The organism is Aurantimonas sp. C2-5-R2, from assembly GCF_036549495.1.
In the GTDB taxonomy this organism is placed as follows: domain Bacteria; phylum Pseudomonadota; class Alphaproteobacteria; order Rhizobiales; family Rhizobiaceae; genus Aurantimonas; species Aurantimonas coralicida_A.
Genome location: NZ_JAZHLJ010000003.1, coordinates 73,166 through 90,194, shown reverse-complemented (window position 1 = coordinate 90,194; position 17,029 = coordinate 73,166). Strand labels below are relative to the sequence as shown.

At 63.5% G+C, this 17,029-nt stretch carries 14 protein-coding genes; all 14 read right to left on the bottom strand.

Annotated features, from left to right (window positions below):
- Positions 1-10: 10 nt before the first annotated feature.
- The 14 genes from serA to ybgC all read right to left on the bottom strand — a co-directional run bounded on the left by serA (position 11) and on the right by ybgC (position 16,852).
- A complete protein-coding gene (gene serA / locus VQ044_RS02430; RefSeq protein WP_327645896.1) occupies positions 11-1,618 on the bottom strand; it encodes a phosphoglycerate dehydrogenase in 1,608 nt (535 codons plus the stop codon).
- 228 nt (positions 1,619-1,846) lie between these two features.
- Positions 1,847-3,022 carry a phosphoserine transaminase gene (locus tag VQ044_RS02425; protein ID WP_327623499.1) on the bottom strand — a complete coding sequence of 392 codons (1,176 nt, stop codon included), beginning with the start codon at positions 3,020-3,022 and terminating at the stop codon, positions 1,847-1,849.
- Between the two features lie 190 nt (positions 3,023-3,212).
- A complete protein-coding gene (locus VQ044_RS02420; RefSeq protein WP_327623498.1) occupies positions 3,213-3,959 on the bottom strand; it encodes an outer membrane protein in 747 nt (248 codons plus the stop codon).
- A 231-nt stretch (positions 3,960-4,190) separates the two neighbouring features.
- Positions 4,191-5,087: an outer membrane protein gene (locus tag VQ044_RS02415; protein ID WP_327645895.1), complete on the bottom strand. Its 897-nt coding sequence runs from the start codon at positions 5,085-5,087 to the stop codon at positions 4,191-4,193.
- 143 nt (positions 5,088-5,230) lie between these two features.
- Positions 5,231-6,577: a phosphoglucosamine mutase gene (gene glmM, locus VQ044_RS02410; RefSeq protein WP_327623496.1), complete on the bottom strand. Its 1,347-nt coding sequence runs from the start codon at positions 6,575-6,577 to the stop codon at positions 5,231-5,233.
- Positions 6,578-6,770: 193 nt separating this feature from the next.
- Positions 6,771-8,708, bottom strand: a complete 1,938-nt coding sequence (gene ftsH / locus VQ044_RS02405; RefSeq protein ID WP_327623495.1) for an ATP-dependent zinc metalloprotease FtsH — start codon at positions 8,706-8,708, stop codon at positions 6,771-6,773.
- A gap of 31 nt (positions 8,709-8,739) precedes the next feature.
- Positions 8,740-10,083, bottom strand: a complete 1,344-nt coding sequence (tilS, locus tag VQ044_RS02400; RefSeq protein WP_327623494.1) for a tRNA lysidine(34) synthetase TilS — start codon at positions 10,081-10,083, stop codon at positions 8,740-8,742.
- A gap of 143 nt (positions 10,084-10,226) precedes the next feature.
- A complete protein-coding gene (gene ybgF / locus VQ044_RS02395) occupies positions 10,227-11,186 on the bottom strand; it encodes a tol-pal system protein YbgF (protein ID WP_327645894.1) in 960 nt (319 codons plus the stop codon).
- A gap of 313 nt (positions 11,187-11,499) precedes the next feature.
- Positions 11,500-12,021, bottom strand: coding sequence for a peptidoglycan-associated lipoprotein Pal (gene pal / locus VQ044_RS02390; protein ID WP_327623567.1), 522 nt, complete (start codon positions 12,019-12,021; stop codon positions 11,500-11,502).
- A gap of 311 nt (positions 12,022-12,332) precedes the next feature.
- Positions 12,333-13,643, bottom strand: coding sequence for a Tol-Pal system beta propeller repeat protein TolB (gene tolB, locus VQ044_RS02385; RefSeq protein ID WP_327645892.1), 1,311 nt, complete (start codon positions 13,641-13,643; stop codon positions 12,333-12,335).
- Between the two features lie 234 nt (positions 13,644-13,877).
- Positions 13,878-14,939, bottom strand: a complete 1,062-nt coding sequence (locus tag VQ044_RS02380; protein ID WP_327645891.1) for a hypothetical protein — start codon at positions 14,937-14,939, stop codon at positions 13,878-13,880.
- A 15-nt stretch (positions 14,940-14,954) separates the two neighbouring features.
- Entirely contained in the window at positions 14,955-15,401 is a 447-nt protein-coding gene (gene tolR, locus VQ044_RS02375) for a protein TolR (RefSeq protein WP_327623490.1), read from the bottom strand.
- Between the two features lie 48 nt (positions 15,402-15,449).
- On the bottom strand, positions 15,450-16,166 hold the full coding sequence (gene tolQ / locus VQ044_RS02370; protein ID WP_327623489.1) for a protein TolQ: 717 nt from the start codon (positions 16,164-16,166) through the stop codon (positions 15,450-15,452).
- A gap of 242 nt (positions 16,167-16,408) precedes the next feature.
- On the bottom strand, positions 16,409-16,852 hold the full coding sequence (gene ybgC, locus VQ044_RS02365; protein WP_327645890.1) for a tol-pal system-associated acyl-CoA thioesterase: 444 nt from the start codon (positions 16,850-16,852) through the stop codon (positions 16,409-16,411).
- Between the last annotated feature and the right edge of the window lie 177 nt (positions 16,853-17,029).

The window sequence follows — 17,029 nt, the reverse complement described above, 5'->3', positions numbered from 1 at the left end:
GCCTGTCAAATCAGCCGGCGACGTCCGCGACGTCGAAGCGCAAGGGTTTGGCGCTGGCGATCTCCTTGTGGGCGCGTACCGCGTCCAGCACATCTTCAGGCACCGGCGAATCGACGTAGAGCAGCGCGATCGCGTTGCCGCCGGGCCGGTCGCGACCGAGCTGGAAGTTGGCGATGTTGACGCCTGCCTTGCCGAACACCGTGCCGAGCAGACCAATGATGCCCGGCGCGTCGTTATTGGTCGTATAAACCATGTGCCGGCCGACTTCGGCGTCGAGATTGATGCCCTTGATCTGGATGAAGCGAGGCTTGCCGTCGGAAAAAACGGTTCCGGCAACGGACCGGGTCTGCTTTTCGGTGACGACCGTCAGCTTGATATAGCTGTCGAAGACGCCCGACTTGTCGCGCCGCGACTCGGTCAGCTGGATGCCGCGTTCCTTCGCCATGATCGGCGCCGAGACCATGTTGACGTCCGAGACCTGGCTCTTCATCAACCCGGCCAGCGTCGCGCTGGTCAGCGCCCGCGTATTCATCGCCGTGACGCTGCCGTCATAGGTGATTTCCACCGACTTGATCGCCTCCTCGGTGACCTGTCCGGCGAAAGCGCCGAGGCACTCGGCGAGCTGGACGAATGGCGTCAGGATCGGCGCTTCCTCGGCCGTGATCGACGGCATGTTGATGGCGTTCGCGACTGCGCCCCGGATCAGGTAGTCCGACATCTGCTCGGCGACCTGGAGCGCGACATTCTCCTGCGCCTCGGAGGTCGATGCGCCCAGATGCGGCGTGCAGACGACGTTCTCAAGACCGAAGAGCGGCGAGTTCGTCGCCGGCTCCGTCTCGAACACATCGACGCCGGCGCCCGCCACCTTGCCGGACTTGATCGCCTCGGCCAGATCCGCCTCGACGATCAGGCCGCCACGCGCGCAATTCACGATCCTGACGTCATCCTTCATCTTGGTGATCGCCGCCTTGTCGATAATGCCCTTGGTCTTGTCGGTCATCGGCGTGTGCAGGGTGATGAAGTCGGACCGCTTGAAGAGATCGTCGAGTTCGACCTTTTCGATGCCGAGTTGCGCGGCGCGGTCCGCCGACAGGAACGGGTCGAAGGCGATGACCCGCATCTTCAGTCCGACGGCGCGGGTCGCGACGATGGCGCCGATATTGCCGCAACCGATAATGCCGAGCGTTTTCCCGGTGATTTCGACGCCCATGAAGCGGTTCTTCTCCCACTTGCCGGCCTGGGTCGAGGCGTCGGCGGCGGGCAGCTGGCGGGCAACAGCGAACATCAGCGCGATCGCGTGTTCGGCGGTAGTGATCGAGTTGCCGAAGGGCGTGTTCATCACGATGATTCCCTTCCGGCTGGCGGCCGGAATGTCGACATTGTCGACGCCGATGCCGGCGCGGCCGACGACCTTTAGCTTGGTCGCGGCCTGGATGAGCTTTTCCGTGACCTTGGTGGCCGAGCGGATGGCGAGGCCGTCATACTGACCGATGACTTCGAGGAGCTTGTCCTTGTCCTTGCCGAGATCGGGCATGTAGTCGACCTCGATGCCACAGTCGGCGAAGATCTGGACGGCGGTCTTGGACAGCTTGTCGGAAACGAGAACGCGGGGTGCCATGGGAATGGTCCTTGGAAAAATGGGGAACGGATTGATCGAACGCGTTAGCGATGGCGGCGACGCCGTTCTTCTCCCTGATGGGAAGAAGGTGCCCCGAAGGGGCGGATGTGGGCTTCGTAGAGCGACGGCGTCGAGGTGGAGGAAGAGACGCGCTCGTCAAACCCTCACCCGGCCGGCGCTGCGCGCCGTCCACCCTCTCCCGCAAGCGGGAAAGAAATGGCGCACGCCTCAGGCGGCCTGGTCGAGATTCGCCTTCTGCACGGCGTAGGCCCAGCCGATCCAGGGCATCAGCGCTGCGACGTCGGCGGTTTCGACCGTCGCGCCACACCAGATGCGCAGGCCCGGAGGCGCGTCGCGATACGCGCCGATGTCGAGGGCCACGCCCTCCTTCTCCAGCAGCGCGGCGACGCTCTTCGCGAAGGCGGCCTGTTGGTCGGCCGTGAGCCGCTTGACCGCCGGATCGGCAAAGGTGAGGCAGACCGAGGTATTGGAGCGCAGCGCCTTGTCCGCGGCCAGGAAGGACAGCCACGGATTGGCCACGACATAGGTCTCGACGGCCGCGAGATTGGCGTTCGCACGGGCCTTCAGGGCTGCGAGGCCGCCGATCTCTTTCGACCACGCCAGCGCGTCGAGATAGTCCTCGACACACAGCATGGACGGGGTGTTGATCGTCTCGCCCTTGAAGATGCCTTCGATGAGCTTGCCGCCCTTGGTCAGGCGGAAGATCTTCGGCAGCGGCCAGGCCGGCTTGTGGCTTTCCAACCGCGCGACCGCGCGTGAGCTAAGGATCAGCATCCCGTGTGCCGCCTCGCCGCCAAGCACCTTCTGCCAGGAGAAGGTGACGACATCCAGCTTGTCGTAGGGCAGATCCTGCGCAAACGCGGCCGAGGTCGCATCACAGATGGTGAGGCCCTTGCGATCCGCCGGAATAGCGTCGCCATTCGGCATCCGCACGCCGGACGTCGTGCCGTTCCAGGTAAAGACAACATCGCGGTCGAAATCGACCTGGGCGAAGTCGACGATCTCGCCATAAGGAGCCTCGAAGCTGCGCGCGTCGTCGAGCTTCAACTGCTTGATCGCGTCGGTCACCCAGCCGGCGCCGAAGGATTCCCAGGCCAGAACATCGACGCCGCGTTCGCCGAGCAGCGACCACATCGCCATCTCGACCGCGCCGGTATCGGACGCCGGCACGATGCCGATGCGATAGTCGGCAGGAACGCCGAGAATATCCCGGGTGTCGTCGATCGCCTGTTGCAGTTTGGATTTGCCGACCTTGGCGCGATGCGAGCGACCGAGCGCGGCATCGGCGAGCACATCGAACGACCAACCGGGTCGTTTCGCGCAGGGGCCGGAAGAAAAACGGGGATTGGCCGGACGCAGGTCCGGCTTCGCGGTATTTGCCATCTGAGCTACCCTCACAGATAGAAGCGCCTCGTTGGGGAGGCGTGTCCCGCGGATGGCGCTACTCCCCCTCCCGGTCCTTGGTCAAGCGGCAATTTGGTGGCGGCGGACATTCGGCGACCCGCCGTGCCGCGCCTGAAACGACAAACGGCGGAGCCAAGGCCCCGCCGTTTGTTTGGTGAAGCTGAAACTCCTACCAGAGCGAATAGCGGATGCCGGCCTGAATCGTATGACGATCAAAACCATCGTCCCGAAGCGCATAATCGATGCCGTTGCCTTGCAGGCCGAAGAGATCGCCGGCTTCGACGTTGAGGTAGCGGTAGCCAATGTCGATCGCGACATTCTGCGTCACATCGTAGGCGACGCCGGCCATCAGGGAATAGGCGAAGCGCCAGTCCTTGGTGTCAGCGTAGGACGCGCCGGTCACCGTGGCGCAATCATTGGTGCCACTCGTACAGTTGATGCCGTAATCCACCTGCACCGCGCCCGCACCGGCGCCGAGATAGGGCGTGAAACCGATGAAGGTGCCTAGATCGACATAGGCATTGGCCATCAGTTCCCACGTCTCGGCGTCGCTGGAGAGGACATAGGGATTGTAGGTCGCGACGGGTCCGAAATTGACATCGAACTTCGAATAGCGCGCCGTCACGTCGGCCCGGAAGAAGTCCGTGAACCGATAACCGAACCCCGCCCCAAGGTCGTAGCCGTTCTCGAACTTCATTTCAGCCCGGCTGCTGCCTGCAACGGAAACGTCGCTGTCGAAGTCGTAGGAAACGTCCCCGCGCAAATACCAGCCGTTGCCGATCTCGACCGGAACCAGTTCCGGGACGTCCTGGTAGATTGGTTCCGCATAGATCGGCGGCAGGTCGGCGGCTTGAGCAGCCGGGATTGTTGTGCCGAGCGCGAGTACGCTCGCAATCAATGTCCTGGTGATAGTCATGGCTCCGCTTCCCACTGCCGTTCCGCCTCATGCCACCCGCCGAAGCGAAGGTGGCGTCTGGTGGTTACCGTCGCAGTGAAAGCTTAAAGCCCGATTAACCGTGTTCCTTAACCGTGATTGTTGACCGAGCGAGGTACCCCCCGGGATCCGAAGTGCTGGCAGAACGCGAAACGCCGCCGCCCTTTCACGGGCGGCGGCCTTTCTTTGAACCGTGGATTGCGAACGCTTGGCTTACTTGAAGACTACGTCCTGCGCATAGACCGGGTCAGGAGCATAAACCGGCGCCTTGCCCTTGCCCTTGCCGAAGCCACCGCCGCCAAATTCGTAGCGAAGGCCCGCGCGGACCGCATGCAGATCGTAGCCGTGGTCATAGCCCTGGACGCCACTGGCGCCGTTGGCGATGTCCTGCGCGTCCCAACCAAACGCCTCGCCTTCGGCGATGCGGGTATACTTGTATCCGGCGTCGAACTTCAGGTTCTGCGTGATGTCGATGCTCGCGCCCGCCATGAGCGAATAAGCAAAGCGCCACTCGGACATTCCTTCGTGAGTGAAGGTCTCGCCACAGTTGGTTGCGGTAAAGCCGCCATTGCATTCGAACTTGTTGTTCATCGTGCCGTAGGAGACGTTGGCGACACCTGCGCCACCGCCGACATAAGGCGTGAACCGTCCGTAGGTGCCGAGATCCACATAGGCGTTGGCCATCACGGTCCAGACGTCGATCTCCGAGCTGTCCGCATAGCTGCAATAGGCGCTCGGTACATCGACGCAGTTCGACGAACCCGTCACGTCCGCAGTGAAGTAGTCGGCCGTCAGGTCCATGCGGGCGAATGCATTGAAGCGATAGCCGAGACCGCCGCCGACCATGAAGGCGCTGTCGGTTTCGATGTTGTCATAGTGATAGTACTGGACGAAGTCGCCGCCGCCGTAGCCGCCGCGCAAATAGCCATATTTGCCCGAGGTTTCACTCTCGAAAACGTAGCCGACGTCACCGCGCAGGTACCAGCCCGCAGTCGACACTTCTTCCACCGGCGCCGGTGGGATGTACACCGGGGGCTCCTCGATAACATCGGCAGCGTTGGCGGTGGCTGCGAGTAAGGACAACGCACCGACGACGGCGACGGTCGTCACAAGTCTCGAATTCATAGCGATCATCTCCGGTTCAATCGGCTGCCGGGATTGGCACACCGTTACCTTAATGAACACGGTAAATCGCATTGGTTAACTGAGGGTTTACACGAAAAAATTAGCACAAAACCGATGCAATTGGGGCTTTACGCAGCGGCTTGCTTGAGAGCACCGACGATGTCGTCCACCACGGACAACACCAGCGCCCGATCGTCGCCTTCAGCCATCACCCGGATCAATGGCTCGGTCCCGGACGGACGGATCACCAACCGCCCACTATTGCCCAAACGCTCCCGCCCGGCGCTAATCGCGTCCTGCACGCGGTCTCGCTCCAAAGGCTCCCCGCCCGAAAACCGCACGTTCTTCAAAATCTGCGGCACCGGGTCGAACCGTCGGCAGACTTCCGACACCGTTCCCCCCTTTCGCTTGACGACAGCGAGAACCTGAAGCGCCGAGACCAGCCCGTCGCCGGTCGTCCCGAAGTCGGAGAGGACGATATGGCCGGACTGCTCCCCGCCGACATTGTAGCCGTGCTCGCGCATATGTTCGACCACGTAGCGATCGCCGACCTTGGTGCGGGCGAGTTGCAGGTGCCGAGCTTCCAGAAAGCGCTCAAGGCCGAGATTGGACATGATGGTCGCGACGATGCCGCCGGCGGCCAGGCGGCCGTCCTCCGACCAGCTCTCGGCGATCACCGCCATCAACTGGTCGCCGTCGACAACCGAACCGCGCTCGTCGACGATCAGCACGCGATCAGCGTCACCATCGAGGGCGATCCCGATGTCCGCCCGAACTTCCTTCACCTTGGCGGCGAGCGCTCCCGGAGCTGTCGAGCCGCAATTGTGGTTGATGTTCGTACCGTCGGGACTGATCCCGATTTTGATGACTTCCGCCCCGAGTTCCCAGAGGACCTCGGGCGCAACGCTGTACCCGGCGCCGTTCGCGCAATCAATCGCGACCCGAATTCCTTCGAGCGAAAGCTCGCGCGGCAGCGTCCGCTTGGCGAACTCGATGTAGCGATCATGCACGCCGTCCACGCGCTTGGCACGCCCAAGCCGGTTTCCGGTGGCGAGGCGCGCGCTCAGATCCTGGTCGAGAAGGCCCTCGATGGTCTGTTCGATATCGTCCGAGAGCTTGTAGCCCTCGGGGCCGAATAGCTTGATCCCGTTGTCCTCGAACGGATTGTGGGATGCGGAGATCATGACGCCGATGTCGGCGCGCAGCGAGCGGGTCAACATCGCAACGGCCGGGGTCGGCATCGGGCCGAGCAAAAAGACGTCCATGCCCGCTGACGTAAATCCGGCGACCATCGCGTTCTCGATCATGTAGCTCGACAACCGCGTGTCCTTGCCGATCACCACGCGATGTCGGTAGCTGCCACGCTGGAAGGCGAGCCCCGCGGCCATACCGACCTTCATGGCGATTTCCGGCGTCATCGGATGCCGATTCGCCGTGCCCCGGATGCCGTCGGTTCCGAAATATTTTCTGCCCATCGATGATCCCGTCGTCAGCTGATGGTTACGCCCCGTCCCCTTCTAGCGGACGGCGCTCGGCGCGCACAATGTCGCATGGATCGGTTACCAGGATGGTGCGGCCAACGACACACGACGCGAAGCCGCCTCTTGCAAAGGAAAAGAGCGGCACCAGGCCGCTCTTTTCCTTGCATTTGGGTCCGAAACCGTCCGGTCAGGTCGGCTGCGGTTCGAGTCCGTCGCCGGCCTTGTCGTCGCGCGGGCTCGCCGGCCGACCGGTCCCCGCCTTCGGCACGGCGGAACCGCGCGACGGCGGCGTATCATCGCCCATGTCGCGGGCTAGGGTCCGCCCCGCCAGCAGATCATGGACCTCGACGCCCGAAAGCGTCTCGTATTCGAGCAAAGCCTTGGCGATCATATGCAGATCGTCGATATGCTCGTTGAGGATACGGCGCGCCTTGTTCTCGGCCGCCTCGATGATTTCCCGCACTTCCGAATCGATCAGCCGTGCCGTGTCCTCGGACATGTTCTGCTGGTGCGAGACCGAATGACCGAGGAACACCTCGTCCTGATTGTCCTTATAGCGCAGCCGTCCCAGCTTATCGCTCATGCCGTATTCCATGACCATCGCGCGGGCCATGTTGGTCGCCTGCTGGATGTCATTGGAGGCGCCGGTGGTGACGTTCTCCAGGCCATAGATGATCTCCTCGGCGGCACGACCACCGAAAATCATCGCCAGCCGGGCTTCCATCTCGTTCTTGCGCATGCCGTAGCGGTCGCGCTCCGGCAGGTTCATGGTGACGCCCAGCGCCCGGCCACGCGGGATGATCGTCACCTTGTGCAGCGGATCGTTGAACGGCTCGTAGATACCGACGAGAGCATGACCGGCCTCATGATAGGCGGTGAGCTTCTTTTCCTCTTCGGTCATGGCCATGGAGCGTCTCTCGGCGCCCATCATGACCTTGTCCTTGGCGTCCTCGAACTCCAGCATGGTGACCAGCCGCTTGGCGCGGCGCGCCGCCATCAGCGCCGCCTCGTTGACGAGATTGGCAAGATCCGCGCCCGAGAAGCCGGGGGTGCCGCGCGCGATCGTCCTTAGATCGACATTGGGCGCCAACGGCACGTTGCGGACATGGACCTTGAGGATCTTCTCGCGACCGTTGACGTCCGGATTCGGCACCATCACCTGCCTGTCGAAGCGGCCCGGCCGCAGCAACGCGGGGTCGAGCACGTCCGGACGGTTGGTCGCCGCAATCAGGATGACCCCCTCATTTGCCTCGAAGCCGTCCATCTCGACCAGCAACTGGTTCAGCGTCTGCTCACGTTCGTCGTTGCCGCCGCCGAGACCAGCACCACGATGCCGCCCGACAGCGTCGATCTCATCGATGAAGATGATGCAGGGGCTGTTCTTCTTGGCCTGCTCGAACATGTCCCGCACGCGGCTCGCGCCGACGCCGACGAACATTTCGACGAAGTCGGAGCCCGAAATCGTGAAGAACGGCACATTCGCTTCGCCGGCGACGGAACGCGCCAAGAGGGTCTTACCCGTGCCCGGAGGGCCCACGAGCAAGACGCCACGGGGGATCTTGCCGCCCAGACGCTGGAATTTCTGCGGCTCGCGCAGGAATTCGACGATCTCCTCCAGATCCTGCTTCGCCTCGTCGACGCCGGCCACATCCTGGAAGGTGACCCGGCCATGCGCTTCCGTCAAAAGCTTGGCCTTCGACTTGCCGAAGCCCATCGCCTTGCCGCCCGCGCCGCCCTGCATCTGCCGCATCAGGAAGATCCAGACCGCGAGGATCAGGAGGATCGGACCGAACGACAACAGCATCGACCAGATTGGATTAGTGTTATCGCCCGGAGGAGCGGCATTGATCTGAATGTTCTTCGACTCAAGCCGCCCGACCAACGCCGGGTCTTCCGGCGCGTAGGTTTGGAACGGCGTGGCGCCGTCGGTATATTTTCCGCTGATCCGCGGTCCCTGGATAACCACCGATTGCACCCGGCCCGAATCGACGTCGGACAGGAACTGCGAATAGGGGACCTCGCGGGTTCCGGCGGTCTGCGAGCCATTCGAAAACAGCTGGAACAGAGCGATCAAAAGCAGCGCTATGATCGCCCAGAGGGCGAAGTTTCGAAAATTCTGGTTCATCAGTCATCCTGGGATGGCCGCCCGAGACCGCTCAGACGATTTCATCAAAGATAGGTGGTGAGCCCCTCCTTGCCAACATCATCGGGCGCTTTTGCGGCAAAATGCTTGGGCTCTCTGGCCCTTTGGTTACTGCAGTCACCATTCCGACCGCCGCATCGCACCGCGAAAGCGGCAGATCACGCATCAAACGCCACGCGACCAGCGAGGCGATTTCGAGCCGGTCGACGCCGGCGCCGGCCTTTCGCGCCAGCGCCTCCGGCACCGCGACAAGAGTGGTCCCGACTGTCAGAACGGGCAAGGATTGTTCGATCCGGTTGCCCCGTCCCAGCGATCCGAAGGCGACGATCCCCGCCCCACGGTTACAATGGTCGCGACTGAGGCGGATATCGAAGCGGCCATCGAAAACCACGTGGCTCGCGAGATCAGCCGGCGCCAGGCCGGCGATTCCCGTGCGTCCGAACTCACGCACGACCGTAACGCTGGATCGTGCGTCGACCAGCGCCCCGCCGAGCGACACCGCGATCCGATCGTCGGGCCCGCGTAGTGCATCGACGAGGCGCATAACGGAACGCCCGCCCGGAGCGTAGTCGCCGCCCGCGACAGCTGCGATGGCGCGCTGCATCAGCAAAAACGCCGTCGAGCGTTCGATCGCGGCCAACGCCGCACGATCGAAAACCAGCGTGCCGCCGCCGCTGGCGGCGAATTCACCCTTGGCCGCCATGGTGCCGATCGTCGCCGCCAGCTTTGCCTCGCCCGCGTCACGACGCGCGGCATGACTGGCGATCTCCATTTCCAGTCGGCGCCGGTCGATGTCGCCGGCAGCCAACTGCTGACGCAGCCGGACACGATGGTAGGTCACGTCGGCATTGGTGGGATCGTCGACGGCCCGCATCCCCGCGGCAGCGACCGTCGCTTTCAGCCGGCCGCCCGGCACATCGAGAAACGGACGCACGAGGGCTACACCGGGCGCGATATCACGAACCCAGCGCATGCCGGCCAACCCTGTGTTACCTGCCGCCCGCGCCCGCGCGAGGAGATGCGTCTCCAACTGGTCGTCCTGATGATGGGCGGTCAGAATAACGGTTGCGCCGCTCTGGCGGGCCGCGTCTAGGAGGAGGCCATAACGGGCGCGGCGGGCGGCCGCGGGAAGGTTGCCGCTGTGGGCCGGCTTTGCCCAGCGCATCGTTTTGTGCGGGAGCGCAAGGCTACGCGCGATGCTGGCGACGAAATCCGCCTCGATGGCCGATCGTTGGCGCAATCCATGATCGACGGTCACGACGTCGAATTGGATGTCGGAAAGAACTGGGGTTTTTCGCGCGTCGCTCGCCGCCAGGAGCAGCGCCAGCGAGTCTGGACCGCCAGATACCGCGAGCACCGCGCGTTTCGGTCGGCCGATGCGGCTGGCGGCTTGCGCCATCGCGGTGGCGAGACAATCGCAGAGATCGCGCGACGAAAGCGGTTGGGCGCCTGGCGGAACCTCCGGGAGGCGGAAGCTTGCTGTGATGGCCGATTCCGCGTTCAGCAGTTTGCCGCCTTCGCCTCGCTGGCCAGCTTGCTCTTCACACTGGCGCTCATCGCCGGATAGCGCCGCGCCACTTCCTTGAAGGTCACGCAGGCGGTCTCGCGGTTGTCGAGCTTGGCCAACGACATGCCGAGCTTCAGCATCATGTCCGGCGCTTTGCTGCTCTTGGGATAGTTTTTCTGGGCATCGAGAAAGGTTTCTGCGGCATCGGCGTATTTCTGCTGCTGGAACAGGCTTTCGCCCAGCCAGTATTCCGCGTCCGGCGTATCCTTCGCGTTCGGATAGGTTTGCGCATATTGGCGAAACGACTGCTCGGCGAGTTGGTAATCCCCGGCCAGGAGATAATTGTAGGCAAGGGCGTACAGATCCTCCGCCCCTTCCGGCGTTACCGCGGCGACCGTGCTCGACGAACCGGTCGTGGTTGCGTTTGAAGCGTCCCCCGTCGGGGCGCTGGAAGAACCCGTATCGAGGCCTCCCTCGAGAATGCGGCCGATGCCGTCGTCGCCGGATGTATCCTTCGCCGAGTCGCCGCGAGCGGCCATACGAACCGGATCTGTGTCCGCCGCGGGAGCCGCGTCGCCGCGCCGTTCACCGGTCGAACCGGAGCCGCTTCCCTTTTCGATTTCCTGGAAGCGGAACTCGTTGTCCTCCTGCTGCTTGCGCATGTCTTCCTGCGCCTGGAGCAACTGGAAGCTGAGTTCCTCCACCCTGCCGTTGAGCCGGCGGATTTCATCCTCGAGATGATTAAGCCGAACGATCGCGTCGCCGGCCTGCGCCAGACGGACCGGTTGTTCGCGATGGAAAGCGGCGTTTTCCTCCTCGAGAGAAGCTGCCCCCGCGCCGCTGGATCGCTCCGCGACGAGACCGAAAGCAGGTTCATACGCGGATGCACCGGACGAAACGCCCATCAGCAAGGCAAGGCAGGAAGCGGCAAGGATCGGCGGTCGGCAGGTCATGGACAACGGTTCTCTCGACAATGGAAGGCTAGAGCATCGGACCAAAAAGTGGAATCCGGTTTTTGGATCATTCCGATGCTCAATCAAAATGTTAGAGCGTCCTTTGTACGTCCGGATGGACGCACGGCGCTCTAATGCGATGCGAGCGGGTCCGTTCAACCTTCGAGGCCCGGCTCTTTCGACGCTTGGTCGCATTTAGCATGGAACCAGCGAGTTCGGCCAAAATTTGACGCCCTGAACACTCTTCTCGGCGCGCCAACGTGAAACGGCCCCGAAGGGCCGCCACGCGTCAATGTTAGTCCCTCGGACCCGGTTAGCTTCCGGCGCCGCCGAGAACGGTGACCGCGCGCCGGTTCTGCGACCAGCAGGAAATATCGTCGCAAACCGCCACCGGGCGCTCCTTACCATAGGAAAGCGTCCGGATGCGGTTGGCCGCCACGCCCCGCTGGGACAGATAGTCGCGAGTGGCCGAGGCACGCCGAGCGCCCAGCGCAAGGTTGTACTCGCGGGTGCCGCGCTCGTCCGCATGGCCTTCGATCACGATCGAATACTGCGGATACTGGTTCAGCCACTGAGCCTGGCGCGCGAGGGTCTGCTGGGCGTCGGCACGGATCGACGAGGAATCGGTATCGAAGAACACGCGATCGCCGACATTGACCGTGAAGTCCTGGCTCGTTCCAGGCGCTGCGCTGCCGCCAACGCCACCGGCGCCAAGGCCAAGCCCCGCCGCGTTATCGGGCAGCGCGTCCTTCTTGTTGGCGCAACCAGCAACCGCCAGGCTGGCGACGAGTACAAGCGCGATGCGGCTCTTAACCCCAAAAATGGTCCGGCGCATGGCCAGCTCCTTCAAATCAGATGAGTCCCTGTTACCCGATGTTTACCCTGACGATGTTTAACGCGTCGTAAAAAACGGTCGGCTTTTGACGATATCGTGAAGCGCCGATCTCATTGATTTCTCGCTAGAATACGACGACGCGGCGACGACGGGGTAGGCAGCCGCCAACTGGTGCATGCAGGCAACACACTGGCGACAATGCACCCCCAAGCTTACTCCGGGCTGCCTCCCGGATCGGCCGGAATACGGGACCGGCGTTTGGATGGATCCCAAGCCCTCGGACGCCTTGCCTATTAAGTCCGGCGGGCGGCCTATTCGAGCGAGGGTGACCAGGCCGGGTCCGAGGCAAAGCCGGGCGTCGGAATCTTCTGCTCGTTATAGCCGGTGAGATCGATCGAATAGAGCTGCGGGCCACCACCGCCCTTGATGTCGCGAAAGAACATCAGCACGCGGCCGTTCGGCGCCCAGGTCGGCCCCTCATTATGGAAGCCGGAGGTCAAAATGCGCTCGCCCGAACCATCCGGGCGCATGACGCCAATCTGGAACTGGCCGCCGCTCTGCTTGGTGAAGGCGACGAGATCGCCGCGCGGCGACCATACGGGGGTCGAGTACGAGCCGTCGCCGAAAGAGATGCGTTGCTGGCCGGAGCCGTCAGGGTTCATCACGTAGATTTGCTGCCGGCCGCCGCGATCGGATTCGAACACGATGCGCTGGCCATCCGGCGAATAGGATGGCGAAGTGTCGATCGCCGTCGTTGAGGTCAGCCGGGTGGTCGCGCGCGAGCGCAAGTCCATGGCGTAAATGTTGGCGTTGCCGTCCTGCTGCAGGCTCATGATGACCTTCTGGCCGTCCGGAGAGAAGCGTGGAGAGAAGGTCATGCCGGGGAAGTTTCCGACGATTTCGCGCTGGCCGGTCTCCAACTGCAGGAGATAGACTCGTGGCTCGCCGTCGCCGAACGACATGTAGGTGACTTCCTGCCGGCTCGGCGAAAAGCGCGGCGTCAGGACGAGGTCGTTGCCCTGGGTGAGGAAACGCACATTGGCGCCATCCTGGTCCATGATTGCCAGCCGCTTGACCCGCTTGTCCTTGGCGCCGCTCTCGGACACGAACACGATGCGGGTATCGAAATAGCCCTTCTCTCCGGTCAGGCGCTGATAGATCGCGTCGGCAATGATGTGCGCGACGCGGCGCCAGTTCTCCGGATTGGTATAGAATTGCTGACCGTCGAGTTGCTGGCCGGCAAAGGTATCCCAGAGCCGGAATTCAACCCGCAGGCGCCCGTCGGCTTCCGGCGTCACACGACCGACGACGATCGCCTGGGCATTGATGACCGTCCAGTCGGTGAACGTCGGGCTCGTGTCGACGGTCAGGCCCTTCTGAATGAAGGCGGATTTGTCGATCGGCGCGAACAGGCCCGAGCGCTTCAGGTCGGCCTGGACCACTCCGGCGATCTGCTGCCCGATCCCGTCCTGCGACTGGAAGTCGGTGATCGCGATCGGTAGCGGCTCGACATTGCCTTGGGTGATATCGATTTCGACAACCGCCGAGGCTGGCGCCGCGAACAGTATGGCACCGGCGATCGCCGCGATGGCCACAAGAACGCCTCTGATGTTCGTTTTCATTCCACGATCTTCCGTTGAGTTCGGAGGCGGCAACGCCGCTAAGCGGCTGCGCCTTTCGTTTGAATTGCTACCGGTTCGCCGCCTGTGCCGCGCGCTGGGCGGGATCCAACGTGGTCGTCGCCGATTGCGTTCGCGCGGCCCGACGGCGCCGTTTCGATCGTCCTAACACGCAATCGGGAGATTGTATGACGCCGCCGGACGCTTCACGGCGCGGTTGATCGCTCGTCTTTGGCATCAGAACATCTGGCTCGGATCGAAATTGACCACGACATCGGCCCAGGTTTCATATTTTTCCGCTGGCAGGTTGTACGGAGCGCAGCGCTGCACGGCACGAAGCGCGGCCTCTCCAGCGATCCGCTCGATCATCGAGCTGCCGCCGCCGTTGACGATTTCCGGACGGGCTTCAAGCTGACCAGACGAATCGAGGCGCATCTGGATTGATATCCGCAGTGAACCGGCTTCCGACACGCCGGACGGTGGCGACCAGCATCGCTGAATCTGCCCGCGCAGCGCGTCGAGCTCGCTCTGGGAAAGCTTGGCGCCGGTCTGGCGCTCGGTCCCGAGCGAGGCTTGCTCCTCAGAGCGCTTTGCACCTCCGCCGGCCGATTGCTCCTTGTTGAGCAGTGCGGCGATCTTGTCGGCGTCGAATTGGCTCTCCTCCGGCGTCCGCGTCTCGGCGGTCTTGGTCTCTTTCGCCGGCTCCGGCTTTTTCGGCTCGGGCTTGGTTTCCGCCACCACCGGCGCCGGCGGCTTTGGCTTCGTCGAGGGCACTGGCACGTTCTGCGGCAACGGAGGTTCGGCCGGGGCCGCCTCGGCGGACGCGATGGCCTGCTCGACCGCGTCGACCGGCGGCGGTGTTTCTGCCGGCGTTTCGGCCGTCACCGGATCCGGCGGCGGAGGCGGCGTATCGGCCGGAGGGGGCGGCGCCGGTTCTGGTTCGGGTTGCGGCTCGGGGGCCGGAGCTTCCGCAGGCTTTGCCGCCGCGGCCTGTTCGCTCGCCTTCGGTCGGTCGACGGGCGTCGGCGGCGTCTCCAGATCAGCCTCGTTGTTGCCGACATTCTCGGCCGGCATCGGCAGCGTCTGCGGCTTTTCCGTCGGCTTGGGCGCGGGCGTCTCGGTCATCGGCGCATCCTTGGCGCCGACGACAGACTGCGACAACGACTCGATTGGCACGATCTCGACCGGGAAGGACTCGATGTTCGCGACCTCCAACGGCTCGGGCGCCGACAGCGACCACAGGCCCCAGGTCAGGACCGCCGTATGCAGGATCGTGGAGACAACGACGCCGGATTTCATGGAGACCCGATTTGGCTACGCGTTGAGGTCTTGATCGGTGACGAGACCGATGTTGCGGAAACCGGCCGCCGAGATCCGGGCCATGACCTTCATGACCGTGCCGTAGTCCGCCGCGCGGTCGCCGCGCACGAAAATCCGCTCCTTGTAGCCGGCCTTCGCGACCGCTTCGAGTTTGGCCACAACCTCGTCGATCGGAATCTCGGTGTCGTTCAAATAGACGGCGCCGCTCGAATTCACCGAGATGGTGATCGGCTGGCTTTCGGAATTCAGTGCCTTGGCTTGGGTTTCCGGCAGCTCGATCGGCACGCCGACGGTCAACAGAGGCGCCGCCACCATGAAGATGATCAACAGCACCAGCATCACGTCGACCATCGGCGTGACGTTGATTTCGCTCATCGGTTGGCGCCGACCGCGGCGACGGCGCGATCCCGAGGATCGCCCTGATCCCGCTGACATGCCCATGGCTGGTTACCTTTCCGACCGAAAACGGTCGCGCTTCTCGGGTCGCGCTTAGCGCGAAGGCAGCTTTTCGTCGATCTGCCGCGACAGGATCGCCGAGAATTCGTCCGCGAAGGCCTCGAGCCGCATCCCCAGCTTGCCGGCGTCCGACGACAGCTTGTTGTAGGCGACCACCGCCGGAATCGCGGCGACCAGGCCGATCGCGGTCGCCAGCAGCGCCTCGGCGATACCCGGCGCGACGACGGCGAGGCTGGTCTGTTGCGAGCCGGCGATCGCCTGGAACGAGGTCATGATGCCGATGACGGTGCCGAACAGTCCGACGAAGGGTGCCGCCGAGCCGATGGTCGCCAGAAAGCCCAAACGGGACTCCAGACTGTCCATCTCACGGGCCAGGGTCACGTCCATCGCCTTGTCGATGCGGGTCTGCAGGCCGACCGGCGAGCGGGCGCCCTTCTCGAACGACTTCTTCCATTCGCGCATGGCCGCGACGAACAGCGCGCCCATTCCCGACGTCTTGCGCTCCGACAGGCTATGATAGAGTTCCTCAAGCGACTGGCCGGACCAGAAATTGCTCTCGAACTTGTTGAGCTGACGGCGGAAGCGCCCGTAGCGCATCGACTTGTCGATGATGATCGCCCAGGTCCAGACCGAAGCGAACAACAGTCCGATCATGACCAGCTTGACCACGAAGCCCGCCTGCCAGAACAAATCCCACAGCGACACCGTGCCGGCGGCGGCTAGCGCTCCCTGAACGACTTCTCCGTCCATTCCCCAACATCCTCGATATGCGGAACCATCGGCATGGCAACCCATCGCGGGTAGCCCCTGCCTCGAACACGACCGGCTCGACATGCGCCGGCGTACCGCTCGCTCGCGTAAACCCTTGATGCCCTTTCACAAGCGAATCCGGTGAAAGAATGGCGTACTTTGCGTAAAACTGGTTCAATTTGATTGATGCATCGGTAGGGTTAACGATCCGTTAGCGCCCCGCCGGCTCCCGAGCGAGCCTCTCAGTCCCCTGCCGGCGCCAGTTGCGCCAGGACAGCCGCCGGCATCCGCATCGGCTTGCCCTCGGGCGAGATCACCGCCACCTTGACCTTGGCCTCGATCAGCGCCTCCTCGCCGCGCGTGATGCGCTGGATCAAGAGGATGCGCGCGCCGCCGAGACGGTGTGTTCGGGTCTCCACGGTCAGGACGTCGTCGATCCGCGCCGGTCGCAAGAAATCGATATCCATGTGCCGGACCGCGAACGCCATCGACGGCCCGTATTTTCCCGCCAGCAGTTCACCGTGCCCGATACCCTTCAGACGCAGAAGATCCGACCGTCCTCGCTCGAGAAAATTCAGATAGCGCGCGTGATAGACGACACCGGAAAAATCCGTGTCCTCGAAATAGACGCGAATCCGCAACTCGTGACCGCTTGGCGTAAGGCGGCCGGCCAATTGATCGGTCATCACGCGCCCTCATATCTGCGCCGCCCCGGGGGCGCTGGCTCGGCCGGCTAGACGGCCCGAAACGCGCGCCCGTCGCCTTGCCCACTTCTCGGCGTAGCCGTCCGCATATCCGACGACGTCGGACCGGACAAGGAGTTTCCGCGGAGGCATGCGGGCAGTACCATCAGCCTCGAGAAG